The following is a 21633-nucleotide window of genomic DNA, read 5'->3' on the forward strand; positions in this document are numbered from 1 at the left end:
CGGCCAGGTGGCGCTCTACCGGCGCGGGCACGCCGAGGCGGCCCGGGCGCTCGACGGCGCGTCCGCGGTGTTCGGACGGCTGGGCGACGACTGGCATCACGCGCTGGCGTTGTCCGTGCTCGGGAGCATGGCGGGCGACACCGCGACCGCGGTGGACCGGCTCCGCGCCGCGGCGGCCCTGTTCGGCCGCCTGGGCGACCACGTGAAGCGCGCCAACTGCCTCAACCACCTCGCGGGCCGCCTGATCCGCGACGAGGTCCGCCTGGCGGAGGCCGAGACCTGCCTGAACGAGGCGCTCGACCTCGCCCTGAGCACGGGAAGCGACCACGAACGCCTGCACGCCCAGCTCCACTGGGCCCGCCTCACCCAGCACCGCGACGACCAGGAGGCGGCGACGGCGCTGCTCACCGAGCTCCTGCCGGAGTTCCACCGCATCGGAGACCTTCGCTGCGCGACCTACTGCCGTCTGGGGCTCGGCCGCGCGGCCGCCTCACGCGGCGACCACCGGGGCGCGCGACGCCATCTCCTCCAGGGCGCCGGCACCGCGATCTCCCTCAACGACCACAACCTGATCGCCGCCGGCCTGCGACTGCTCGCCGAGACCGAACACGCCGCCGGCTTCGCGGCCCGCTCGGCCCGGCTGCTGGGCGCCGCGACACCCACCGGCCCCGACGGGCCCGGCGGTGCGGGCGGCCCCGGCGGGCCGGGCGACAGCCGGCTGCGGCGCGCGCTTCGCGCGGAGCTCGGCGGGACGGCCTTCGCCGCCGCACTCACCGCCGGCCGCGGCACGCCACCCGCCGAACTGCTCGAAGCCCTCAAGGCCGCGGACGCGAGACCCGGGTGAGCTCCAGGCTTCGTCGTCAGGCGGCGGTCGCATGTGGGACTCCGCTGGAGGTCGAGCTTTTCGCCGGAATCGTGCCGGCGTGACGCAACCTTCGCGGGTGCTCGCGCATGGAGAAGACATGCAGTTCGACATCACTCACGGCCCTCCCCGTTCGCCGGCCGCCGCGGCGTCGGTCGACGCGGCGGTGACCGAGTTATTCCTCTATCACCGGCTCGCCCTGGTACGGCTGGCGTTCCTGCTGGTCGGCGACCAGGAGACCGCCGAGGACGTGGTCCAGGACGCCTTCGCCGCGGTGTACCGCAGGTGGAGCACGCTGGCCGACCACGAACAGGTGCTGCCCTACCTGCGCACGGCCGTGCTCAACGGAAGCCGGATGGTGTTGCGGCGCAGGGCGGTCATCGGGCGGTTCCGCGGCCAACGCGAGGTTCCGCTCTGGTCGGCCGAGGCCGCGGCGCTGCTGGGTGAGACCCGGCGGCAGGTGTTCCAGGCCGTCCGGGACCTGCCGCGGCGCCAGCGCGAGGTGCTGGTGCTGCGTTTCTACCTTGAACTGTCGGAGGCGGAGATCGCCCAGGTGATGGGGATCAGCCGCGGAACGGTCAAGTCGACGGCATCCCGTGCGCTGCGGGCGCTCGCCGCCGAACTGGAGGAGGAACGATGACCCGTGACATCGAGGACCGGCTCCGCGACGCCTTCACCGCCGGCGCGGAACTGGTGTCCCCCGAGAGCCTCGCACCGGTCGCCTCCCCTGCCGCGGTCCAGCCGCGACGGGGCCTTCGAGGGCTGCCGATCCTGGCCGCGGCGGCGGTCGCCGTCGTCCTCGCGGCGGTCGTGCTGGTCTCGAACCTGATCGCCGTGCCCGCCCCCGTGTCGAACCCCGCGCCGCACGCCGCCGACGGCAACGAGGAACTGCGCCGCCTGGCGGCCCGCATCGCGCGGCTGCCGGAACACCAGGGCGCCTACTGGTACAAGTCGGCGCTGAGCGACACCCTGATCCGGGTACGAGCCGGGGGACGCGCGTTCAACGCGAAGCTCTCCTCCGAGTCGGCGCTCTGGCTGCCACGCGACCCCAAGGATCCCGTGCAGACGCAGTACGGTGAACCGATCCTCAGCCCCGCGACGCCGGCCGACGATCGCGCCTGGCGGGCCGCGGGATCGCCCGCCAAGGTGCAGCGGGTGTGCACCTCCGGCACGAGCGCCGCCGCCTGCGTGAAGCTGCCGATGCTCGCGAAGGACACGGCCTGCCAGTACACCCGCGACGTCGCGCCGGTCCGCGGACCCGGCGCCACCGCGCTCGGCGGTTACACCGCGGCCGAGATCCTGGCGCTGCCCGCCGACGAGAAGGGGCTGCGGGAGTGGCTGAGGGCCGAGGCGGCCAAGAAGGACAAGGGCGCGACGCGGCCGCTGGAGGAGGTCGTCGCCGGCTCCCGGTTCCTGCTGTCGAAGCCCCTCCGCCCGGCCGTCCGGGCCACCGTCCTGCGCCTGCTGGCCGACCTGCCGACGACCGCCGTCCGGGGGGTGGTCAGGGACCCGCTGAGCCGGGAGGGCCTGGCCGTGGACTTCGGCAAGGGCAAGCGGTACTTCAGGGAGTTCGGCGAGGACGACGAGGTGATCGAGGACCATACGACCGTCCTCGACCCGGCGACCGGCGAGATCCTGGCGGAGGTCACCAAGGCCGGAGAGGACGCCGTGGGCCTGTCCGAAGGACAGACCGTGGACTCCCAGACCTGGACGCCGACGACGGGCTGGACCGACGACCGCCCGGAACGCCCGCGGAACTGCCGTCGCCTGTAGCCGGAGGGTGCTTCCCGGCCGATCAGGTTCGGCGCGAGATGAACATGATGTACTCGCAGGGAGCGTTCGTCCGGTTGGCGAAGCCGTGGTCGGCGTCGGCCTGGAAGAACAGGGAGTCGCCGGTCTCCAGGGTCTCGTTGATCCCGCCGATCGCGACGGTGAGACTGCCTTCGAGCACCAGGAGCTGTTTCTCCGTACCCGGCGGATAGGCGGGCAGCAGCCCGGTGGACACCTGGGCGGGGAGGTGGTGGAAGACCATCTCGGCTCCTCCCGCGCCCGGGGCCGCGGACACCATGTGCCGCTCGAAGCCGGTCTCCGGGTCACGGAACACGGGACGATGGTTCCTGCGCATGACGACGGCCACGCCGGACGCGGCCCCGGCCGGCGCGCCGATCAGGTCCGAGAGCGACGCGTCGAGCGCGTGGGCGATCCTCGACGCGACGCCGATCGTCGGGCTCTTCTCACCGCGTTCGACCTTGGACAACATCGCCCGGCTGACCGACGACTGCGCGGACAGCTGCTCCAGCGTCAGGCCCGCCTCCTCGCGACGTCGCCGCACGTTGACGCCGAACGCGCCGGCCAGGTCGTCACCGTGCTGCGGTTCGGCCACGTTTCCGTCTTTCTCGACCACCGTGCTCCTCGATCGATCCGTCCCTCGCTGTCCCACAGTGTACGGTTTCTCCTAAAGAAGATAATGTCTTCTATTGAAGACGGGCGATGCGCGCCCGACATGACGGAGGTTCCATGCGTTTCAGTTCGGGTGGCCGGCTCCACGCCACGTTCGAATTCGGCGAGCTGCGGGTGATCTCGTTGCGCGACGGGTACATCGACATGCCGCCCACGCGGCTGCGCGACGAGGACGGGCGCACGCTCGGCGAGCTGCCGGCCGCCGTCCCGCTGGCCGACGGCAACCTGCGGCTGTCGGTCAACGCCTTCTACGTCACCGACGGCACGCGGTCGGTGCTCATCGACACCGGCGCGTCCGACGCCTGGCACGTCCCCACCATGGGGCTGATCTACGACGCGCTCGACGAGGCGGGGGTCGACCGCGCCGACGTGACGGACGCGGCCATCACCCACAACCACGAAGACCACGTGAGCGGCCTGATCGCGCCGGACGGCTCAGAGGCGTTCCCGAAGCTTGAGCGCGTGTGGATCGGCGCGGGCGACGTCTCGGTCTTCGCCGGGCGGCGGCTGGAGCCGATCCGCGACCGGGTCGTGCCCGTGTCGGAGAAGGTGGCGATCAACGAGTGGGCCACCGCGCTCCCGACGCCGGGCCACACCCCCGGGCACACCGTCTACGAGATCAGCAGCTCCGCCGGCCGTCTTCTCGTCTGGGGCGACACCGTGCACGTCCCGACACTGCAGTTCGATCGGCCGAAGGTGTCCTGGGAGCTCGACGGCGACCAGGCCGAGGCCCGCGCCGCGCGAGCGGCGCTGCTCGAACGACTGAGCCGGCCACACCACTTCGTGGCCGGCGCCCACCTCGACTCACCCGGCATCGCGCGCGTGACCCCCTCCGGCGAGGGCTACGCGCTGGACTACCTCGCACCGCCGATCGGCTGATCGACCCCGCCGGCTCCGGCCCGCGCTCATGACGGCGGCCACGGAGTTCCCGGGCGGCGTCGCATCCGGGCCGCCCCGTGGCGGCCCGGCAGCCGTCGCTTACTCGCTGGAGAGCCGGGCGTTCTCGGCCTTCCTGAGATCATCTGCCCGCCACTTCACCCACTCGGGATGTTTGCCGGTGGGGTCCCCCAGCCCTCCCACGTACAACGAGCGATATCTGCGGTAGTCCCCGTAAGGGAAGTCGTCCATGTCCTTGATCAAAGCGTTCAGCCTGAACGGTTTGCCGTGGTCGTCTATCGTCAGCGTTCCCGGACGGCCGGCGACCAGGTAGTTCACCGCGAACGAGAAGCTGCAGTAATGTTCGGCCGTCGTCGTCACGAACTGCAGGACGATGTCCTCGCCCCGAACCAGCGAGATGGTCTTCTGGTCGAAGTAGTCTCCTTTCCAGCTCCATCCCGTCATGAGTTGCGCCCGGGAGTCCGGCTGGTCCAGGTCGAAGCCGAGGCGGATGACATCGTCGTCGGCGCCTCCGGGAGGGCTGTAGAACAGTGTCCCGTCGAACGGGGAGGAACACTGTTTGACGGCGTTGATCTCGGTGATGCGGACCTTGTGCTCGCTGTTGCCACGCAGGATCACCTGGGCCTGGAGCCAGTCAAGCTCGACGGAACCGTGCTCCCGGAACCATGATTCCTGGCCCTCGGCGGGAAGCCGGTTGAGCGAGGCGAGTTCGGCTTGTGACAACTCGACAGGATCTGGCAGAACTCGCGTGGGGTTGGGCTCCGGATCTATCTTCACGAAGTCCACCAGAATTGGTCGTCCCTCCGCTTCCTTCTGCAAGGTAGGTGAAGTAGACGTCTTCGTCGGAGCAGGCGTGGCAGGCACTCCCGTCGAGGAGAACGGACGCTGAACGGCCCAGGTCAACACGCCTACCAGCACGGGCGTCGCCACTGAGACGCCTATCCACTTCGCCCAGGGCCTGTGCCACCACCTGCGCCGAGCAATCAGGTGATCATGACGACGGGGAGGGCGCGCAGCCGGCATCTGCGGTCCCGCCTTTCTCGGCGAATCCTCGCTTCTGCGGCCACTATGGATGACATCCTCCGGCGAATCAACCGATCAGCTCCCATGGGTGCCGGCCGAGTTCGGCACCGCGTTCCTCCAGGGCGACGACACGAGGAGCGGGCCCGGCCGCGGCTCGATCCCCCCGAGCACGCCGGGGTCGCGCTCACGCGTCGGTCACCACGACGTCCTCGCTCCTGACGAACATGACGCGGTGGCCGAACTGGATCTGGTGGTACCCCTGGGTGCCGCGGACCACCCGGTGCTGCGTGGTGTCGAAGGTCGTCGCCCTGTAGTACTCGCCGGTGGCGGTCAGTCCGACCGTGTACGCCTGCCCGGCCGGGAACGTGTACCGCAGCGGGACCAGCGGCTGCACCTCCACGTCCGGCGGGTACGCCGCCTCCTCCGGGTAGGCGCGGCCGTACACGGGGACGGCGTCCAGGCCGGGCCGGGGCGTCGCCGTCCGGGCCCGGCCGGGCACGGCCACCGGACCGGACTCCGGGCTGTGGAACCACGCCTTCTGCCCCAGGTACCAGATGGCGGTCCACTCGCCCTGCCGGTCGGCGACGACGTAGCGCTGCCCGGTGGCGGCGCGGGCGGCCGCGCGGGTCCTCTTCCCGGTCGATGTGGTGATGCCGCGAGGTGCGCAGCATGGCGCCGTCGGTGAGGTGCGTGGGGCCGAACCCGCCCGCCGTACTGGGCCTGCCGCCGTGCAGTCCCAGCGCGACTCCATGTACGAGACGGCGAGCAGGACGCTCTCCGGCACGCCGTGTCTCCTCGCGGCCTGTTCGAACGCCTCGTCCAGCCCGCCTCTCACGCCAGGTCGAGCACCGCCTTGCCGTGCACGCGGCGGTCGAGGAGGGCGGTCGCCGCCTCGGCGGCGTCGTCCCAGCCGCCGCGCCAGGTGATCTCCGGGCTCAGCGTGCCGTCCGCGACCCGCCCGGCCAGCCAGGTCAGGTCGCGGTGCAGGCCCTGGCAGTAGAGCAGGTGGAAGGTCACCAGCGAGCGGTCGTGGCGGTCGGGCCCGCCGAACAGCGCGCCGAACGGGAAGATCTCGCCCTCGCCCGTGGAGTGGCCGACGGCGACCAGCGTGCCGCCCTCGGTGAGCTGGTCGAACGCCTCGACCAGCGGGACGCCGCCGAGCAGGTCCAGGACGCCGTCGAGCCGTCCGCCGCTCTCGGCGGGGGCGGTGACGACCTCGTCCGCGCCGAGCGCGCGCAGCCCGTCGCCGTGCCGGTCCGGGTCGCCGGTGGCGGCGATGACGTACGCGCCGCCGAGCCGGGCGAGCTGCACGGCGTACCGGCCGACGCCGCCCGTCGCGCCGGTGACCAGGACGCGCCGCCCCAGGATCGGCCCGAGGCGGTCGAGCGCGCGCAGCGCGGTGGCGCCGGCGACCGGGATCGTGCTGATCGCGCCGGGGTCCGCGCCCTGCGGCACCACCCCGATCCGGTCGGTCGGGACGGCCCGCAGCTCGGCCCACCCGCCGTCCCAGCCCAGCGTGACCACGGGCGTGCCCGCGGCGGGCCCCGAGCCGTCGGCCGCCGCCTGGACGACGACCCCCGCCGCGTCCCAGCCGAGCACCGTGCCCTCGGGCGCCTCCTGCAGGGCGTGCCTGACCTCGCCGTAGTTGAGCGACGTGGCGGTGACGCGGACCAGCGCCTCGCCGGACGCCGGCACCGGGTCGGGCGCCTGGCCCACCCGCAGACCACCGGGAACGGAACGGTCGACGATCAAAGCGCGCATGATGACATCCTCCAAAGTGCCACTGAGTGGCATAAGCCTATAGGAGGCATATGCGCTCCGGATACACTGGGGACGATGACCGCCGACCTGCTGCCGCTCCGCGAGCGCAAGAAGCTCAAGACCAGGGCCGCCCTGGTGGACACCGCGCTCGCGCTGTTCACCGAGCGCGGCTTCGACCAGGTGACCCTTGACGAGCTGTGCGCGGAGGTCGAGGTCTCCAAGCGCACGTTCTTCCGCAACTTCGCCAGCAAGGAGGAGGTCGCCTCCGCCCCGCTGGAGGCGCTGTGGACCGCGCTCCTCGACGACGTCGAGCACGCGCCGCTCGGCGGCCGTCCCGTGCTGGAGGTGCTGCAGGAGGCGATGCTCGCGGCGGTGCGGCGAATGTCGGCGGATGGGCCGGAATGGGTGGCCCGCGTGCGGCTCAGTCAGGAGCTGTCGCAGCGTACGCCGTCCATCGCCGCGCACGGGCTGCAGTTCTGCGACCGCACCAGCGCGGCCTTCGAGACCATCCTGCGCAGGCGGCTCGGCCTCGGCGACCGCGACCACCGGCCCAGGCTCGCGCTCGACCTGCTGGTGGCCGCCTTCCACGCCGCCCTGCGCGGCTGGACCACCGCCTCACCGGACCCCACGCTCGACGACCTGCTCGCCGAACTGCGCACCGTCTTCGCGGCCACGCCGCAGGCGGCCACGTTCACCGGCGACGAGCCGGGCCGCTGAGCCCCCCTGGGCCAGCAGGTTCAGGCCGGCCCATCCGCCCGGCGGTGGAGCCCGTCGAACATGACGGCCAGAAGCTGATCACGGTGTGCGGGGGTCCGCTCCACCGCCCAGGCGACTGAAGCGATCAGCGAGAAGAGGGCGGACGCGTCCACATCGGGCCGGATCTCCCCCGCCTGCTGCGCCCTGGTCAGCAGTTGTGCCCCGGCGGCCTTGACGGCCTGGCAGGTGGCGTGGAGTTCGGACGCGGGGTCGGCGAGGCTGTCCACGAGGGCGTCGACCAGGCCGCGATAGGCCATGGCGTGCTCGACGGCGGCCGTCGTCCAGGTGATCAGGGCCCTGCTCGGGGACGGTGAGGTGAGCAGCTCGTCCGAGCGGGCCCGCAAGCCGCGCAGGCTTTCGCCCAGCAGCGCCTCCAGCAGCGCCTGGCGGGTCGGGAAGTGCCGGTAGAGCGTCACGTTGCCGACGCCGGCGGTGCGCGCGATGTCGTTCAGCGACGCGCCGACGCCGTGTTCGGCGAACGCCGCCTGGGCGGTCGCCAGGAGCCGCTCGTAATTGCGTCGCGCGTCTTTGCGCCCCACGGGCCGGGCCCGTCGAGTCCCGTGCCCGGCAGCCGATCGTGCCGCTGCGGCTGTTCGCCGACCGCAACCGCGCCGGCGGCTACGTCGTGCTGCTGTTCGTGCTGGCCGCGGGCAACGGCATGTTCTTCTTCCTCACCCAGTTCCTGCAGCAGGTCCGCGGATACAGCCCGTTGCAGGCGGGCTTCGCCTTCGTGCCGCTGGCCCTGGTGATCCTGGCCTCTTCGGGAGCGGCGGCCCGGCTGCTGCCGCGCCTGGGCGCCAAGACGCTGATCGCCGCCGGCGCCGGGACGATCAGCCTGGCCCTGCTGTGGATGACGCGGCTGACGCCCCAGAGCGACTACGCCTCCGCGCTGCTCGGCCCGATGATGATCGCCGGTCTCGGCATGGGCGCCCTGCTGGTGGGAGCCACCACCGTGTTGTCCGCCGGCGCCCAGGCGCAGGACGCCGGCGCTGCCTCGGGCCTGCTCAACGTCATGCAGCAGATCGGTGGCGCGCTGGGGCTGGCCATCCTCGTCACGGTGTTCGGCGCGGCCACGCGCGCTTCGCGCGGACCGTCCCACCAGGTCCTCACCGAGGGGGCCACCGCGGCCTTCACCGTCGCCGCCGTGTTCACCGCCGCCGCGATCCTCCTGGCCCTGACCATGAAGACCCGTCCGGCTCCCGCGGCCGCGCCTGAGGCGCCGTAGGCCCTCCAGCCTCGCCCGGCTGAGCCCCGCCACCCGGACGGCAACGAAGACGTGTGGGACATCCTCGCGGGCGGCGCGACCGTCGCCCTCACCGACGATGAGCAGGTGGTGCTGGCCCGGCAGTACCGGCCGGGGCCTGGACGCGTACTGCTGGAGTTGCCGGGCGGGAACGCGGACGGCGACGAACCGGTCGAGGTCGCGGCGGCGCGGGAACTGCTGGAGGAGACCGGCTACGAAGCCGCGACGCTCGAAGTGGTCATGCGGACCTTTCTGGCGTCGTACGCCTCACATCGCCGCCACGCGGTCCTGGCCCGCGGGTGCCGGAAGGTCGCCGAGCCGAGAATGGATGACGGCGAGTTCATCGAGACCGTGCTCATGCCGGTCGGCGCGTTCGTCCAGCACGTGCTCAGCGGGCAGATGACCGACACCGACCTCGCCTTCGCGGGGCTGGTCGCCGCCGGCTACCTGAAGCCGTGAGCACCGGCGCGTCGATCGCCATCCCTGATCGGGGTGACGCCGCAGGCCGAGGCCGACACGGCCGTGCGGGCCTCGGTGCCAGCTGCCGGTCACCTCGCCTTCCACTCGGGGGCCAGGATGGAGTGGACGACCGAATCACGCCACCCGCCGGCCAGCTTCAGGTGCCCGCGGATGACGCCCTCCTCGACCATCCCCAGCCTGCTCATGACCCGCCCGGACGCCTCGTTGAGCGGGCTTCGCGCGCCCCAGACGCGGTGGACGCCGAGCTGCTCGAACCCGAGCCGCAGGAGCAGACGGACGACCTCGGCGCCCAACCCCTGACGCCACCGGTCCGCGCGCAGCGCGAACCCGATCTGGGCACTGTTCTGCAGCGGGTGGCCGAAGTCGATCGAGACGCGCGCGAACGCCACCAGCTCGCCGTCCGGCAGCACCGCGGCGAGGCAGTAGTCCGTGCGCGGGTCGTTGCGGGCCGACTCGATCACGCCCGCCATGGTGCTCTCGACCTGCTCCCGGTTTCGGGGCTCGAAGCTCATGTGCTCGGTGACCCGCGGGTCGCCGTAAATGGCCAGAAGCCCGTCGACGTCTGTCGGGACGAACTCCCGGAGGGCCAGCCTCGGGGAGGAGATCGTGACCGGGTACATGCACGCTGACCTTACTCGCCGCCCGCGCCGAGCGGCCGGTGTTCCCCGAGCCGGACGACGGAACCCGCCTCGGCGCGGAAGGCGGGCATCTGGTCCAGGTGGTCGGTGACCAGGAAGCCGCGCGCGGTCGCCCGAGCGCCTTTACAATGTAGATTAAATCTGGGCATCGGCGACACACCGGCCCGCAACCCGCTCTCCCCCGCACTCACCGCTTAACCTGCAGAAACACACCCGGGGAAGAACGGAGCCGCCCGACATGCCTGCCGCCCCGCCCGGACCCGGCCGCACCGCCGAGCAGATCCTGGCCGACACGGCGCGGATCACCGATCCGGCGCTCATGCGCGCGGTGAACTGCCTGCCCTCACCGCTGCGGGAGAGCGTGTACTACCACTACGGCTGGGCCGGCCGGGACGGCGGGCCGGCCACCGGTGTCCGCGGCGGAACCGGACGCAAGGGCATCGCCTTCACCCTGCTGTGCGCGGGCATCGACGGCGGCCCGGTCGAACGCGGCCTGCCCGCCGTCGTCGCCGGCAACCTCCTCATGAACGTGGCCACCCTGCACGACGACATCGTCGACCTGGAGGCCCGGCGTCGCGGCCGGCCCACCGTCCTGGCGGCCTACACCACCGGGCACGCCATCATGGCCGGTGACGCCCTGCTGGCCCTGGCCTTCTCCCACCTGGGCGAGCACCCGCACCCCCGGACCCAGCAGGCGCTGCGGACGATGCGCGCGGGCTGGCTCCAGCTGTGCGCGGGCCAGGTCCGCGACGAGGAGCACGAGGGCCGCTGCGAGACCAGCCTCGACCAGGCCGTCTCCGTGCAGGCGGCCAAGACCGCCGAGGGCGTGCGCGCGGTGTGCTGCCTGCCCGCCCTGCTGACCGACGCCTCCGGCGCGCAGGTGGAGGCCGTCGGCCGGTTCGGGTTCCATCTCGGCATGGCCGTGCAGTACCACAACGATCTGTCGGACCTGTGGCCGGCGGAGCAGCTCAGCCGGTCGCGCTACGGTGACGTCCGCCGTCGCAAGATCACGCCCACGGTCGCGGCGTGCCTGGAATCGGGGCACCGCGACAGCGAGCGGCTCGCCGCGTTCTACCAAGGGGACGGCGAGCCCGCCGAGGAGGGGCTGGCCGCCGTCGCGGACCTGATCGACCGGTGCGGCGGCCGCGCCTGGACCCGTGAACAGAACCGCGCGCACCTGCGCCTGGCCCTCCGGAGCCTCCAGGAAGCCGACCCGCCGCCGGCCGTCTACCGCGACGCGGTCACCCTCGCCGGCATCTACCTGGTGGGCGATGCTGAGCCCCCCGCCCACCAGTGAGCCGTTCCGGCTGATCCAGGGGCGGAGCCGTCAGTGCGGCACGTCCAGACCGGCGCTGCGGGCCGCGTCCATCGCCGCGGTGACGAACTGCTCGTAGGTTCCCATGCCGTTCTTCAGGCCGAACAGGTCGGTCTGCCGGTACTCCACGACCACGTGCGTCGCCTTGTACGGCGTCGTCTTCTGCCCCATGGAGTACGTGAACCACTCCGCCGGCCGTCCGGGGAAGGGCTCGTGGGCGGGGTAGCCGCGCGGCGGGGACATCGCGTCGTAGGCGATGCCGCGCGGGCCGTCGCCGCTCATGTGGAGGGCCAGCGTCTCGTCGCCCTGGCCCGGGTCGCCGCCCTGGATCGAGCGCAGCCACCAGAAGAGGCTGAGCTGGTTGTCATACGTCTGCCGCCCGCCCAGACCGTACGGCCGGGGGCACACCCGGGAGTTCTTGTCCCCGTCGGACAGGGCGTTGACCATGGCGTCGAAGGCGGACCGTTCCACCTCCGTCAGCGCGTTCATGTAGACCGAGCGCAGGTTCGTGCGCGGCAGCAGCGCGAAGCCCGCCTTCGGCCCGTCGCCGGAGGTGAGGTTCTGATGGGCGAAGACCCACAGGATGTACTGGATCAGCGTGACGAACCCGATGAGGTTGGCCGTCTGGTGACGTCCCTGCAGCCATGCGGCCACCCGGGCGCTCGGGTCGAAGCCGAGCACCCCCAGCCGGGCGGGCAGCTCGGCCAGCGGCACGTCCAGGGTGGCCTGAGCCGTGCCGTGGACGAGGTCCCTGCCGGCGGCCAAGGCCAGCACGTCGCCCTTGGCGTAGACGGGCGTCATCACCGGGTTGCCGGCGGAGTCGAAGTCGCACCGCTTGATGGGCGCGGCCAGGGACACGGTGATGATGTTGCCCACGTTGGTGCCCGGCACGAAGCGCAGCCCGTCGGTCGGCTGGACGTCGTCGTGGGTCCTGAGGTGTCCCTGGGCCACGCGCACGGCCTGCGTCTTGGCGCTCGTCCGGGCCCTGCTCGATCGCCGGGTGCCGGTCGTCGCCTCGTCCTCCTGCTCGTCGGACCGCAGGAACGTGGCAGGAAGCTTGGTGGTGTCGGGTGAACGGCCCGTCAGCAGGCTGATCAGCTCGCCGATGAGGACGAGCTGACGGCGCAGGGGGGCCCACGTCGTCACCGAGTCGGTGATGATCTCGACGTCGCCGCCGTCGGACTCGATGGCGATCCCGGGGTCCTGCCAGTAGCAGACGCGTCCCTTGGACGGCAGGGCGTCCTCGGTCTGCCAGCCGTTCTTGGTATCTGCCAGAAACCTCAGCTCGTTGCGCTGGAACTGCCATTCGAACCCGATCCTGGGCATGGACGCCTCCTGGGGGATGTGTGTGGCTGCCCCTCCCGAGCAGGTCCGGCATGCCTCAGATACGTGCTGACGGTGGAGTTCCTTCTGTCATCGGCTCCGGCCTGAAATGGCCATAAATCCCGATTTTTCCGCCTATTTACCTCGATATTGACCTCCTGTAGTTCATCAACTCAAATGCAGGTGACCCCGTCCATCGCCCGCCGGCGCAAGAGGAGCGACCCCATGAGACGCAATGCCGTGTTAGCCCTGGTCACGAGTGCCGTCTGTGTGCTCGTGGCCACTTCGGTCCCCGGCCCGGCGAACGCCTCCAAAGGCGATCCCGCCGACCTCCTGGTGAAGGCCAGGCCCGCACTGCTGCACAGCTCGACCGAGGACGCGTACGTACGGCAGGGCCCGATCGAAGGGCAGAACGGGCTGCGCTACACGCCCTACACCCGCACGTACGCGGGGCTGCCCGTCTACGGCGGCGACTTCGTCGTGGTCAGCGCGGCCACCGGCGAGGTCCTGAGCACCTCCGTCTCCCAGGACAGCCCCCTGGACGTGGCCACCACGCCCAGGCTCGGCGCCGCCGAGGCGGTCCGCGTGGCCAGGGGCCAGCTGCCCCAGGTCTCCTCGATCGCCGCGCCCCGGCTGGTGGTCATGGCTCAGGGACGCGGCCGGCTGGCCTACGAGGTGCTCGTCCACGGCGCCGTCGGCGGCAGGGAGAGCAGGCTGCACGTCTTCGTCGACGCGCTGACCGGCGCGGTCGTCCTGAAGTCCGACGAGGTCAAGGCGGGGGTGGGCAACAGCTACTACAACGGCAACCCGGTCACCATCGGCACCATGGCGACCGGCTCCTCCTTCGCCATGATCGACCCGGTGCGGCGGAACGTGCGCTGCGGCGGCCCTAACGGCTCCGCCTTCACCGGGCCCGACGACTACTGGGGCAACGGCAGCGGCACCAACCTCGAAACCGCCTGCGTCGACACGCTCTTCGCGATCGACACCGAATGGGACATGCTCAAGACCTGGCTGGGACGCTCCGGCTTCAACGGAGCCGGCGACGGCTACCCCGCCCGCGTCGGCCTGAACGACGTCAACGCCTACTGGAACGGCGTCAACACCGTCTTCGGCCACACCTCCGACAACCTGCGCCAGCTCACCGCGATGGACGTCGTGGCGCACGAGTACGGCCACATCGTCTTCGCCACCACGCCCGGCATCGACCTCGGCGACAACGAGAAGGCCATACTCAACGAGTCCACCGGCGACATCTTCGGCGCGCTGACCGAGCAGTACGCCAACGAGCCCGCCACCCTCGACCCGCCGGACTACACCGTCGGCGAGGAGGTCAACGTCGACGGAACCGGCCCGATCCGCTACATGTACAAGCCGTCGCTGATCCCCGGTCACCCCGACTGCTACAGCAGCGCGGTGCCGTCGATGCCGCCCCAGGTCGGGGCCGGCGTCCAGAACCACTGGTTCTACCTGCTGGCCGAGGGCAGCAACCCGACGAACGGCCAGCCGCCCAGCCCGACCTGCGACTCCTCCTCCATCGTCGGGCTCGGCGCGCGCAAGGCGGGCCAGATCTACATGGGCACGCTGCTGCGCAAGACCTCCGCCTGGCCGCACACCATGGCCCGCCGCGCCTCGCTGCAGGCGGCCCTGGACATGTTCCCCTCGTCGTGCCTGGAGTACAACACGGTCAAGGCCGCGTGGAACGCCGTCCGCGTGCCCGCGCGGGCCGGCGAGCCGTACACGTGCGACTTCTCGGTCGCGGTCAACCCCGCCGCGGCGACCGTGCAGCCCCGCCAGACCGTGAGCGTCACCGTCGGCAGCGCCGTCGTCTCGGGCGCCCCGCAGCAGATCTCGCTGTACGCCAGGGGGCTTCCGGCGGGCATGACGGCCTCCTTCAGCCCGTCGAGCATCACCACCGGCGCCACCTCCACGCTGACCGTCACGGCCGGCGCGAGCACCCCGTCCGGCACCTACCCGATCACGGTGCTGGGCGACGGCGTCGCCCTCGACCACACAGCCACCCTCACCCTGACCGTGGCCCCATGAGCCGATGACGCCTCAGCCGGGCTGTGCCCGGCTGGGGTCGCGGCGGCCGCGCAGGCGAGCGCTACAGATCGCCCAACGCTGACAGAACCCGCCCGATCCAGGCGAACAACCGCAGGATCTGACGGAAGGGCCAGACCGCCGCCCAGAAGACCGGTTCGAGCCACCGGAACGGGCCGAGGAGAAGGGCCATGACCATCATGACCGCGTCCGGATCCAGTGACCGTAGAACCCAGCACCACCCTCGATGCCCCCGCCTGCGGTGCAGCACCAGCGACACCAGTACGGGCGGCAGCGTCAGGGCCGCCGCGACCGCGAGCGCGGACGGTCCCGGCAGCCAGATCCCGGCCGCGGCCCACAGCAGCCCGTACACCCCCCACGAGAAGGCCAGGCCGCCCAGCAGCCGGCCCATCCCGCCTTCCGACCGGACGTGCCGCGCCAGGCACGCGGGCAGGCGCACGCACACGTCGGGCAGCGAGGTGTCGAGCGGGAGCACCGGCCGCTCGGCCTCGGACGGCTCGTCCGCCCCGGACGGGCCTTCCCTGCGGCTGAGCGGATGAAGAGCATCGTTCACCCGCCCTGATCTACCAGGGCCGTCTTGTGATCCACTGGTGGTGACTGGTCACGCCAGACATGACGGTGGGCGGGTTCGGGGTAGGGGAAGGGCGGGGGCTCGGGGGAGGCGGAAGATGGCTGGACGGATCGTGGCGGGCGTGGACGGCTCGCCGCCCTCGATGGCGGCCGTCGAGTGGGCCGCGGCGGACGCCCGCAGGCGCTCGCTGGCGCTGCGGCTGGTGCACGTGTGCGAGCCGTGGACAGGCGACGTCGGAACGGCCGAATACTGCGCCGGGATGCTGGAAGCGGCGGCGGACCGGGCGCGCGGCCTGGTTCCCGGCGTGGAGGTCGGCACGGAGATCCTGCCCGGTCCGGTGGTGGACGACCTGGTGCGGGAGTCGGCGGAGGCCGACAGCCTGGTGCTGGGCAGCAGAGGGCGGGGCGGTTTCGCCGGGATGGTGCTCGGCTCCACGAGCCTGGCGCTGGCCGGGCACGCCGCGAGCCCGGTCGTGGTCGTCCGGGAGGCCGCCACGATGCGCCGCGGCCGGATCGTGGTCGGATACGACGGCTGGCAGTCACCGGCCGCCATGGAGTACGCCCTGAAGCAGGCCCGTGCCCAGGACGCGGAGCTCCTGGTGCTCTACGCCTGGCGGCCGCCGATCCTGTCCTCGTACGCCTCCGCCTACAGGATGACCGGCGAGAGCTTCGAGGAGAACGCCCGCGACGCCGCCCAGGAGGTGATCCCGTGGCGGGAGGGGAACCCTGACGTGCGGATCGTGGACGAGCAGGTGTGCGATCATCCGGTCGCCGCCCTCAGGAACGCGTCGTCCACGGCCGACCTGGTCGTGGTGAGCTCGCGCGGGCTGGGCGACTTCGCCTCCACGATGCTGGGCTCGGTGAGCCACGGGGTGCTCCACCACGCGGCCTGCCCGGTGGCCGTGGTGCCTCCTGGCGGGGCCTCCAGCGCGTCCCGTTGACGGGCCGGACGCCCTGTCACCCGAACACGCCGGACCTGACGGGCTGCTCGCCAGGGGCGATGTCGGCGAACAGCCTGTCCAGATGCAGGTCGATCGCGGTGAGGGCGTCCTGGGGGGCGATCACGTCCAGTTCGAGGAGGGGGTGAGGCGGCTTCACCGAGCAGGACGCGCGCACGGCCCTGGAACTGCTCGCACCCCGGCCGCATGGCGCGCGGGCGTACCGCGCCGGGTTTCCGCAGGCCGGTCCGGAGGAGCTGGTGGAGACGGTGTACTCCGACGCCCTCTTCCGCATGCCGTCACAGCAGCTGGCCGAGGCCAACGCCGCAAGCCGGCGGCACCTCGTACCTGTTCGAACTGTGCTGGACCGCCCCGGCGCTCGGCGGCGCCCTGGGCGCCTGCCACAGCCTCGACGTCCCCCTGGCGCTCGGCACGCTGGCTGACCCGCGTCCTGGACGCCGAGCCGGCCACTCTCCCCTACCCCGAAGAGGTCTCCCGCCGGATCTGGGCAGGCCACTCCCCCGCGCCCTTCGACCTCTCGCAGGGCGGAGAGACGGTGCCGCGGCGATGAGAACGATCTCCGGCCTGGTGTGCGCTCACCCGGCCGCCTGACGCAGGAACGCCGAGGTGGTGGCCACGAACCGGCCGGCGTCGTCGAGCCACGGAAAGTGCCCTGCCCCGGCCTGTACGACGAGCTCGGCGCGCGGGAACAGCGCGGCGACCTCGGCCACCGCGGCGGGCGGGGAGTTCAGGTCCACCTCGCCCGCGAGCAGCAGCACCGGCGAGGTGAAACGGGTGAGCGCGGCGCGGGTGGCGTCGGGGGCGAAGGCGCCCTCGGCGCCGAAGACGGCTGCCGCCTCGTTGTTCCGCTGCTCGTCCTCGGCGGCCTTGTGCGCCTGGGCCGTCTCGTCCCAGCGGCCGTACCAGAACGGCGCGATGGCCTGGAAGGCGTCGCCGGTGGCCTGGCCTGACATGACCTTCTCCAGGGCCGCGAACGCCTCCGGGAACCACGGCTCCCCCTCGCGCAGCCGGGCGGTCTCCCGCCGGACCTCCTCGGTGATCCTGACGCCGACGGCGGCGACGCTCGGAGCGACCAGAACGAGCCTTCCGACGCGTTCCGGATGGCGAGCCGCGTAGAGCACGGCCAGATTCGTGCCCCCGGAATGGGAGAGCAGGTCCATCCGATCGAGCCCAAGGTGCTCGCGCAGGGCCTCGACGTCGTCGACAAGGCGGTCGCAACGGTACGAGGCGGTGTCCGGCGGCACGGCGGACCGCCCGGTGCCCCGCAGATCCGCCATGATCAGCCGCCGGTGCGCCGAGAGGCCCCCGAGGTCGCCGAGATAGGCGGAGGCCTGCATCGGCCCGCCGGGCAGGCAGACCACAGGGGGGCCGTCGCCGGACACGTGGCAGGCGAGCTTGAGGCCGTCGTGGGAGGTGAAGAAGTCCATGCCCGCCAGCCTGCGGGGAAACGGCGCGCCGCGGCTATCGTTAAGCCACAGCTACATGATGAGGGGCGGATGGCGGTCGAGATCAGGTTCACCGCGGCGTCGGTCGCGAAGGTGCGATTCGCCGTCTCACCGCTGGGCGAGACGGTGCTGGCGCTGCGGATCCTGTTCGGCACGGGCGGTCATGCCGTCCACCGGCCCTGGGTGCGCCAGGCGCGCCCGCTGCTGGCGCGCGAGCGCGAGCTGCCGCTGCTGCGCGCGCTGATCGCCGGGCCGCTGCCGTCGTTCCTGTTTCCAGCGCCGGCTGAGCGCGTGCCGTCCATCGCGACGGAGCTGGACCTGGTACGCGCCACGCAGGACGACTTCTTCCGGCAGGAGTACGGCGCGGTCCTGGGCATGCCGGCCGAGGACGTCCCCGAGCCCGCGACGGTCCTGCCAAGGCTGGCCGAGGCGCTGCACCGCTGCCACGAGCTGCTGATCGCGCCCCAGTGGGGCCGGATGTGCGCCGTGCTGGAGGCCGACATCGGACGGCGTGCGCTGACCCTGGTGGAGGGCGGGGTGCAGGCGCTGTTCGCCGAGTTGCACCGCGACATCGCCTGGGACGACGGCCAGCTGGTCGTGCACGGCCGGCGCACCCCGCACTCCGTGTTCACGGTGGACACCGGCGGGCATGGCCTCGTTCTGCAGCCCAGCGTCTTCAACTGGCCGGACGTGGGCGTCGACAAGGCCCCGATCGCCGCCGCGTCGATCCGCTATCCGGCGATGGGCGTCGGCCTGCTCCGGGAGTCGCCCCGACCGGCGCTGACGGGCCTGATCCCGGTGCTCGGCCACACGAGAACGCTGATCCTCGCCGCCTTGGCCGAACCCCTGACGACCGCCGCCCTGGCCGCCCGCCTGAACATCACGCCGAGCGCGGTGTCACAACACCTGGGCGCGCTGCGGGGGGCAGGGCTGGTGGCGACACAACGCAAGGGCCGCACGGCCCTCCACCTGCGCACGGAACGAGCGACCCACCTGATGGACGGTCCGGCCCCGAACGGTCACTGACACGACGGGAGTCAGGTCTCAGGGTGCAGGACGGGCGAGGCCGCCGGCCGTCAGATCACGGGCTGCCCGCCCCGCCCGCCACGGCGCCGAGGACGAGGCGGAGCATCGAGCGGGCCAGGGCCTCCGGGTCTCCGTCCGCGCTTTCCGGCAAGGCGCCGCTCAGCCACAGGGTGGTGAAGCCGTGCGCCAGCGACCACGCGGCGACCGTGGTCGTCCGGTCGTGTTCCGCGCTCGGCGACAGCGAGTGGGCGCTGGCGTTGAGGACGTCCGCGGCGCGCTGCTGCGCGGATCGAACGCCGGGATCGTCCACCCGGTAGAGCTCCGGCCGGAACATCACCTCGAAGTGGGGCCGGTGGTCGAGGCCGAAACGGAGGTAGGCGACGCCGACCTCCCACACGTCGGAGGCGGCGTGCTCAAGAGCGTCGGCGAACATGGTGAAGCCCTCGGCGGCCACGGCCGTCAGCAGCCCTTGCTTGTCGCCGAAGTGGTAGGCGGGGGCGGCGTGCGAGACGCCGGCCCGGCGGGCCAGCTCGCGCAGGCTCCATCCGGCCGGGCCGGATTCGCCGATGGCCTGCAGCGCGGCGTCGATGATGACGCGCCGCAGGTTGCCGTGGTGGTAGGACGGCTGGCTGATGTTCCTCACCTCCGCGTTCCAAGGCTCAGCGGGACGACCACACCCTAGCTTGACATTGACAAGATGACGAACCTCCCTCCAATCTGTCCAATGACAAGATTGGAGGACGGAATGGTTCCGTTCATCGCCCTCATCGGTGGCTTCGTCGTCCTGCGGCTCGTCGGCCTGGCCGGCGTCGACGCACTGGACGCCTGGCAGCCGGCCCTGCGCGGCGCTCTGGCCCTGATGTTCGTCCTCACCGGCGTGCCCCACTTCCTGCCCTCGTGGCGCCGCGACTTCGTCGCGATGATCCCGCCGTCGTTCCCGCAGCCGGCCCTGCTGGTCACCCTCACCGGCGTCCTCGAACTGGCCGGCGCCGCGGGGTTGCTGTTCGCGCCGGTCGCGCCGTACGCGGCGATCGGGCTGGCGCTGCTCATGATCGCCATGTTCCCGGCCAACGTCTCGGCGGCCCGCCGCGGCCTCACGCTGGCCGGGAAACCCGTGACCCCGCTGCCGGCCCGTACGGCCCTTCAAGTGCTCTTCATCGCCGCCGCCGTCGCGGCAGCCGTATGAGCTTGGGGGCCGTCGATCCACACGTCGGCGTCCGGCGTCGGCGAGTTCGGGGGAAAGCTGGGGCTAGCAGTTCACGGTGCGGTCATAGGAGCCGAAATGCCAGGGGTAGTAGATGGTCTCGGAGTCGCGCAGGGTGCGGCAGTAGGAGTCGGGGCCGTGTTTGACGACGACCTTCACCTTCATCGTCCTGCCGCAGCGATTCGAGATCCAGACCGTTTTCCTCTTCTTGCTCACACTCCGCTCGATGCAGGGCGGCGCCGTGGTTCTCCCTGCCGCCACGGACGCCGGAACGGCCTGCGCCTGGGTGACGGTCGCGCTCGCGGGCGCCGGGAACGAGGTGACGCCCAGCGTGAGCGTTGCCGCGCAGGCCAGACCGGACAGCGGAGCCTTGATCGCACGGACGATGTGCATGGTCACTCCCTGTTTCATTCGAAGATGGGTCGAACGTCATGGGGAGTCTGAACCGAGCCGCGTTGAAGATGCATTGAGGATTCGTTGAGTCGGCAAGCTGATGCCATGCCGCTCGGGGGGCCGATTCCTTTCTGTGGCGGCCGGGGTCTACATGAGAGATCGGCTCGCGCGCCGGGCCGATCTGTCATGTACGCCGAGAAAGAAGAGCTGATCGCCAATGAGCGTTCCCGCGACCATGCGCGCGCTGCAGCAGACGTCCCTCAACGGCCCACAGGACATGCGCCTGATCGTCGACGCGCCGGTGCCGAGCCCCGGCCGGGGCGAGGTCCTGATCCGCGTCACCGCCGCCGGGGTCAACTTCGCCGACATCTCGAAGGCCCACGGCGTGTTCGCGGGCGGCCCCCGGCCGCCGTACCTGGCAGGTTTCGAGGCCGCCGGTGAGGTCGTCGCGATGGGCGAGGCCGTGACCGGTCCCCTGCCGGGGACCCGGGTCGTCGGCGTGGGAACCGGCGCTTTCGCCGAGTACATGGTCCTGTCCGCGGCCGCGGCGGTGCCGGTGCCTTCGGGCTGGACGGATCAGCAGGCACTGGGGCTGGTCGTGAACTGGCCCACCGCGCTGGCCGCGCTCAAGCCTTTGGGAGGCGTCGCCGCCGGGCACGTCGTGCTGATCCACGCCGCGGCGGGCGGGACCGGCCAGGCCGCGGTGAGAATGGCCAAGCACTACGGTGCGACGGTCATCGCCACCGCCTCGCCGGACAAGCACGAGACCGTGCTGGCGCTGGGAGCCGACCACGTTCTGGACTCTCTCGGCGGCGACCTCGCCGCCGAGGTGCTGCGGCTGACCGGCGGTCGCGGCGCCGACCTCGTGCTGGAGTCGGCCGGCGGCGCCGCCTTCGACGCCGGCCTTGCCGCCGCCAGACGGGTCACCGGCCGTGTCGTCGTCTACGGCCTGGCCGGCGGCGAAGTCCCGATCACCAACTGGGACCTGGTGTACAAGCACCAGATCCACATCATCGGCCTCAATATCGGCGTGCTGAGCCAGGCGGCACCGCAGGTCTTCGGCGAGCTCATGGGTGAGCTGTCCGCACTGATCGCGGCCGGCGTGCTCTCCCCCGGCCTGCCCACCGTGTACGAACTGGCCGACGGCCCGAAGGCGCTGACGGAACTGCAGGCCAGGGCCACCGTCGGCAAACTGGCCCTGCTGCCCTGAAAGA

General features: G+C 71.8%; 24 protein-coding genes and 1 pseudogene. 13 read left to right on the plus strand and 12 right to left on the minus strand.

The window, feature by feature from the left end; translation table 11 throughout:
* From ACWEJ6_RS11355 to ACWEJ6_RS11365, 3 genes are all read left to right on the plus strand, one after another.
* Nucleotides 1–844: hypothetical protein (locus tag ACWEJ6_RS11355; protein ID WP_452423088.1), on the plus strand; the 844-nt coding region annotated here is incomplete at its 5' end.
* A 118-nt stretch (nucleotides 845–962) separates the two neighbouring features.
* On the plus strand, nucleotides 963–1502 hold the full coding sequence (locus tag ACWEJ6_RS11360; protein WP_452423090.1) for a SigE family RNA polymerase sigma factor: 540 nt from the start codon (nucleotides 963–965) through the stop codon (nucleotides 1500–1502).
* Nucleotides 1499–2635 (plus strand): hypothetical protein, encoded by a 1137-nt coding sequence (locus ACWEJ6_RS11365; protein WP_452423092.1) that lies wholly within the window; start codon nucleotides 1499–1501, stop codon nucleotides 2633–2635. Before ACWEJ6_RS11360 ends, ACWEJ6_RS11365 begins: the two co-directional genes overlap by 4 nt.
* A gap of 22 nt (nucleotides 2636–2657) precedes the next feature.
* On the opposite strand, the gene ACWEJ6_RS11370 is transcribed toward ACWEJ6_RS11365, so the two are convergent.
* The gene (locus tag ACWEJ6_RS11370) at nucleotides 2658–3266 is read right to left on the minus strand and encodes a helix-turn-helix domain-containing protein (protein ID WP_449924655.1); all 609 of its coding nucleotides are present in this window, start codon (nucleotides 3264–3266) and stop codon (nucleotides 2658–2660) included.
* Between the two features lie 113 nt (nucleotides 3267–3379).
* Here ACWEJ6_RS11370 and ACWEJ6_RS11375 point away from each other — a divergent pair, with 113 nt between their 5' ends.
* A complete protein-coding gene (locus ACWEJ6_RS11375) occupies nucleotides 3380–4201 on the plus strand; it encodes an MBL fold metallo-hydrolase (protein ID WP_452423094.1) in 822 nt (273 codons plus the stop codon).
* A 99-nt stretch (nucleotides 4202–4300) separates the two neighbouring features.
* Here ACWEJ6_RS11375 and ACWEJ6_RS11380 read toward each other — a convergent pair whose 3' ends face one another.
* The 3 genes from ACWEJ6_RS11380 to ACWEJ6_RS11390 all read right to left on the minus strand — a co-directional run bounded on the left by ACWEJ6_RS11380 (nucleotide 4301) and on the right by ACWEJ6_RS11390 (nucleotide 7003).
* On the minus strand, nucleotides 4301–5005 hold the full coding sequence (locus ACWEJ6_RS11380; protein WP_452423096.1) for a hypothetical protein: 705 nt from the start codon (nucleotides 5003–5005) through the stop codon (nucleotides 4301–4303).
* 421 nt (nucleotides 5006–5426) lie between these two features.
* Nucleotides 5427–6026 (minus strand): hypothetical protein, encoded by a 600-nt coding sequence (locus tag ACWEJ6_RS11385; RefSeq protein WP_452423098.1) that lies wholly within the window; start codon nucleotides 6024–6026, stop codon nucleotides 5427–5429.
* 47 nt (nucleotides 6027–6073) lie between these two features.
* Nucleotides 6074–7003, minus strand: coding sequence for a zinc-binding dehydrogenase (locus ACWEJ6_RS11390; RefSeq protein WP_452423100.1), 930 nt, complete (start codon nucleotides 7001–7003; stop codon nucleotides 6074–6076).
* Nucleotides 7004–7078: 75 nt separating this feature from the next.
* On the opposite strand from ACWEJ6_RS11390, the gene ACWEJ6_RS11395 reads away from it, so the two are divergent.
* A complete protein-coding gene (locus tag ACWEJ6_RS11395) occupies nucleotides 7079–7720 on the plus strand; it encodes a TetR family transcriptional regulator (RefSeq protein WP_452423102.1) in 642 nt (213 codons plus the stop codon).
* Between the two features lie 20 nt (nucleotides 7721–7740).
* Here ACWEJ6_RS11395 and ACWEJ6_RS11400 read toward each other — a convergent pair whose 3' ends face one another.
* The gene (locus ACWEJ6_RS11400) at nucleotides 7741–8298 is read right to left on the minus strand and encodes a TetR/AcrR family transcriptional regulator (protein ID WP_452423103.1); all 558 of its coding nucleotides are present in this window, start codon (nucleotides 8296–8298) and stop codon (nucleotides 7741–7743) included.
* 29 nt (nucleotides 8299–8327) lie between these two features.
* On the opposite strand from ACWEJ6_RS11400, the pseudogene ACWEJ6_RS11405 reads away from it, so the two are divergent.
* Together ACWEJ6_RS11405 and ACWEJ6_RS11410 are read left to right on the plus strand one after the other, a co-directional pair.
* Nucleotides 8328–8984 (plus strand): annotated as a pseudogene (locus ACWEJ6_RS11405) (MFS transporter); the annotation flags it as partial.
* A 51-nt stretch (nucleotides 8985–9035) separates the two neighbouring features.
* Nucleotides 9036–9461, plus strand: a complete 426-nt coding sequence (locus tag ACWEJ6_RS11410) for an NUDIX hydrolase (protein ID WP_452423105.1) — start codon at nucleotides 9036–9038, stop codon at nucleotides 9459–9461.
* Nucleotides 9462–9550: 89 nt separating this feature from the next.
* Here the strand turns inward: ACWEJ6_RS11410 and ACWEJ6_RS11415 are convergent, their stop codons facing one another.
* Nucleotides 9551–10102 (minus strand): GNAT family N-acetyltransferase, encoded by a 552-nt coding sequence (locus tag ACWEJ6_RS11415; RefSeq protein WP_387676024.1) that lies wholly within the window; start codon nucleotides 10100–10102, stop codon nucleotides 9551–9553.
* A gap of 256 nt (nucleotides 10103–10358) precedes the next feature.
* On the opposite strand from ACWEJ6_RS11415, the gene ACWEJ6_RS11420 reads away from it, so the two are divergent.
* Entirely contained in the window at nucleotides 10359–11417 is a 1059-nt protein-coding gene (locus ACWEJ6_RS11420) for a polyprenyl synthetase family protein (RefSeq protein WP_452423107.1), read from the plus strand.
* Between the two features lie 30 nt (nucleotides 11418–11447).
* Here ACWEJ6_RS11420 and ACWEJ6_RS11425 read toward each other — a convergent pair whose 3' ends face one another.
* Nucleotides 11448–12761 (minus strand): hypothetical protein, encoded by a 1314-nt coding sequence (locus ACWEJ6_RS11425; protein WP_452423109.1) that lies wholly within the window; start codon nucleotides 12759–12761, stop codon nucleotides 11448–11450.
* 222 nt (nucleotides 12762–12983) lie between these two features.
* On the opposite strand from ACWEJ6_RS11425, the gene ACWEJ6_RS11430 reads away from it, so the two are divergent.
* Nucleotides 12984–14804 carry a M4 family metallopeptidase gene (locus ACWEJ6_RS11430; RefSeq protein ID WP_452423111.1) on the plus strand — a complete coding sequence of 607 codons (1821 nt, stop codon included), beginning with the start codon at nucleotides 12984–12986 and terminating at the stop codon, nucleotides 14802–14804.
* Between the two features lie 61 nt (nucleotides 14805–14865).
* On the opposite strand, the gene ACWEJ6_RS11435 is transcribed toward ACWEJ6_RS11430, so the two are convergent.
* Entirely contained in the window at nucleotides 14866–15375 is a 510-nt protein-coding gene (locus ACWEJ6_RS11435; protein WP_452423113.1) for a hypothetical protein, read from the minus strand.
* Nucleotides 15376–15490: 115 nt separating this feature from the next.
* On the opposite strand from ACWEJ6_RS11435, the gene ACWEJ6_RS11440 reads away from it, so the two are divergent.
* Nucleotides 15491–16333, plus strand: a complete 843-nt coding sequence (locus tag ACWEJ6_RS11440; RefSeq protein ID WP_452423115.1) for a universal stress protein — start codon at nucleotides 15491–15493, stop codon at nucleotides 16331–16333.
* 16 nt (nucleotides 16334–16349) lie between these two features.
* Here the strand turns inward: ACWEJ6_RS11440 and ACWEJ6_RS11445 are convergent, their stop codons facing one another.
* Nucleotides 16350–16625: a hypothetical protein gene (locus tag ACWEJ6_RS11445; RefSeq protein WP_452423117.1), complete on the minus strand. Its 276-nt coding sequence runs from the start codon at nucleotides 16623–16625 to the stop codon at nucleotides 16350–16352.
* Nucleotides 16626–16926: 301 nt separating this feature from the next.
* Nucleotides 16927–17778, minus strand: coding sequence for an alpha/beta fold hydrolase (locus ACWEJ6_RS11450; RefSeq protein ID WP_452423119.1), 852 nt, complete (start codon nucleotides 17776–17778; stop codon nucleotides 16927–16929).
* A 69-nt stretch (nucleotides 17779–17847) separates the two neighbouring features.
* On the opposite strand from ACWEJ6_RS11450, the gene ACWEJ6_RS11455 reads away from it, so the two are divergent.
* Nucleotides 17848–18822 (plus strand): DUF5937 family protein, encoded by a 975-nt coding sequence (locus ACWEJ6_RS11455; protein ID WP_452423121.1) that lies wholly within the window; start codon nucleotides 17848–17850, stop codon nucleotides 18820–18822.
* A gap of 55 nt (nucleotides 18823–18877) precedes the next feature.
* Here ACWEJ6_RS11455 and ACWEJ6_RS11460 read toward each other — a convergent pair whose 3' ends face one another.
* On the minus strand, nucleotides 18878–19465 hold the full coding sequence (locus ACWEJ6_RS11460; protein WP_452423123.1) for a TetR/AcrR family transcriptional regulator: 588 nt from the start codon (nucleotides 19463–19465) through the stop codon (nucleotides 18878–18880).
* Nucleotides 19466–19546: 81 nt separating this feature from the next.
* Here ACWEJ6_RS11460 and ACWEJ6_RS11465 point away from each other — a divergent pair, with 81 nt between their 5' ends.
* Nucleotides 19547–20008, plus strand: coding sequence for a DoxX family protein (locus ACWEJ6_RS11465; protein ID WP_452423125.1), 462 nt, complete (start codon nucleotides 19547–19549; stop codon nucleotides 20006–20008).
* Nucleotides 20009–20071: 63 nt separating this feature from the next.
* Here ACWEJ6_RS11465 and ACWEJ6_RS11470 read toward each other — a convergent pair whose 3' ends face one another.
* Nucleotides 20072–20419, minus strand: coding sequence for a hypothetical protein (locus ACWEJ6_RS11470; protein WP_452423127.1), 348 nt, complete (start codon nucleotides 20417–20419; stop codon nucleotides 20072–20074).
* A gap of 217 nt (nucleotides 20420–20636) precedes the next feature.
* Here ACWEJ6_RS11470 and ACWEJ6_RS11475 point away from each other — a divergent pair, with 217 nt between their 5' ends.
* Nucleotides 20637–21629, plus strand: coding sequence for a zinc-binding dehydrogenase (locus ACWEJ6_RS11475; RefSeq protein ID WP_452423129.1), 993 nt, complete (start codon nucleotides 20637–20639; stop codon nucleotides 21627–21629).
* Nucleotides 21630–21633 lie beyond the last annotated feature (4 nt).

The sequence above is a fragment of the Nonomuraea sp. NPDC004702 genome (assembly GCF_053601695.1).

Excerpts from the sequence above, each read along its gene's own strand:
- ACWEJ6_RS11365 (WP_452423092.1), top strand. The coding sequence starts at position 1,499 with ATGACCCGTGACATCGAGGACCGGCTCCGCGACGCCTTCACCGCCGGC.
- ACWEJ6_RS11475 (WP_452423129.1), top strand. The coding sequence starts at position 20,637 with ATGAGCGTTCCCGCGACCATGCGCGCGCTGCAGCAGACGTCCCTCAAC.
- ACWEJ6_RS11470 (WP_452423127.1), bottom strand. The coding sequence starts at position 20,419 with ATGCACATCGTCCGTGCGATCAAGGCTCCGCTGTCCGGTCTGGCCTGC.
- ACWEJ6_RS11420 (WP_452423107.1), top strand. The coding sequence starts at position 10,359 with ATGCCTGCCGCCCCGCCCGGACCCGGCCGCACCGCCGAGCAGATCCTG.
- ACWEJ6_RS11395 (WP_452423102.1), top strand. The coding sequence starts at position 7,079 with ATGACCGCCGACCTGCTGCCGCTCCGCGAGCGCAAGAAGCTCAAGACC.
- ACWEJ6_RS11450 (WP_452423119.1), bottom strand. The coding sequence starts at position 17,778 with ATGGACTTCTTCACCTCCCACGACGGCCTCAAGCTCGCCTGCCACGTG.
- ACWEJ6_RS11415 (WP_387676024.1), bottom strand. The coding sequence starts at position 10,102 with ATGTACCCGGTCACGATCTCCTCCCCGAGGCTGGCCCTCCGGGAGTTC.
- ACWEJ6_RS11455 (WP_452423121.1), top strand. The coding sequence starts at position 17,848 with ATGGCGGTCGAGATCAGGTTCACCGCGGCGTCGGTCGCGAAGGTGCGA.
- ACWEJ6_RS11425 (WP_452423109.1), bottom strand. The coding sequence starts at position 12,761 with ATGCCCAGGATCGGGTTCGAATGGCAGTTCCAGCGCAACGAGCTGAGG.
- ACWEJ6_RS11440 (WP_452423115.1), top strand. The coding sequence starts at position 15,491 with ATGGCTGGACGGATCGTGGCGGGCGTGGACGGCTCGCCGCCCTCGATG.
- ACWEJ6_RS11430 (WP_452423111.1), top strand. The coding sequence starts at position 12,984 with ATGAGACGCAATGCCGTGTTAGCCCTGGTCACGAGTGCCGTCTGTGTG.
- ACWEJ6_RS11360 (WP_452423090.1), top strand. The coding sequence starts at position 963 with ATGCAGTTCGACATCACTCACGGCCCTCCCCGTTCGCCGGCCGCCGCG.
- ACWEJ6_RS11465 (WP_452423125.1), top strand. The coding sequence starts at position 19,547 with ATGACAAGATTGGAGGACGGAATGGTTCCGTTCATCGCCCTCATCGGT.
- ACWEJ6_RS11445 (WP_452423117.1), bottom strand. The coding sequence starts at position 16,625 with ATGCGGAAGAGGGCGTCGGAGTACACCGTCTCCACCAGCTCCTCCGGA.
- ACWEJ6_RS11375 (WP_452423094.1), top strand. The coding sequence starts at position 3,380 with ATGCGTTTCAGTTCGGGTGGCCGGCTCCACGCCACGTTCGAATTCGGC.
- ACWEJ6_RS11390 (WP_452423100.1), bottom strand. The coding sequence starts at position 7,003 with ATGCGCGCTTTGATCGTCGACCGTTCCGTTCCCGGTGGTCTGCGGGTG.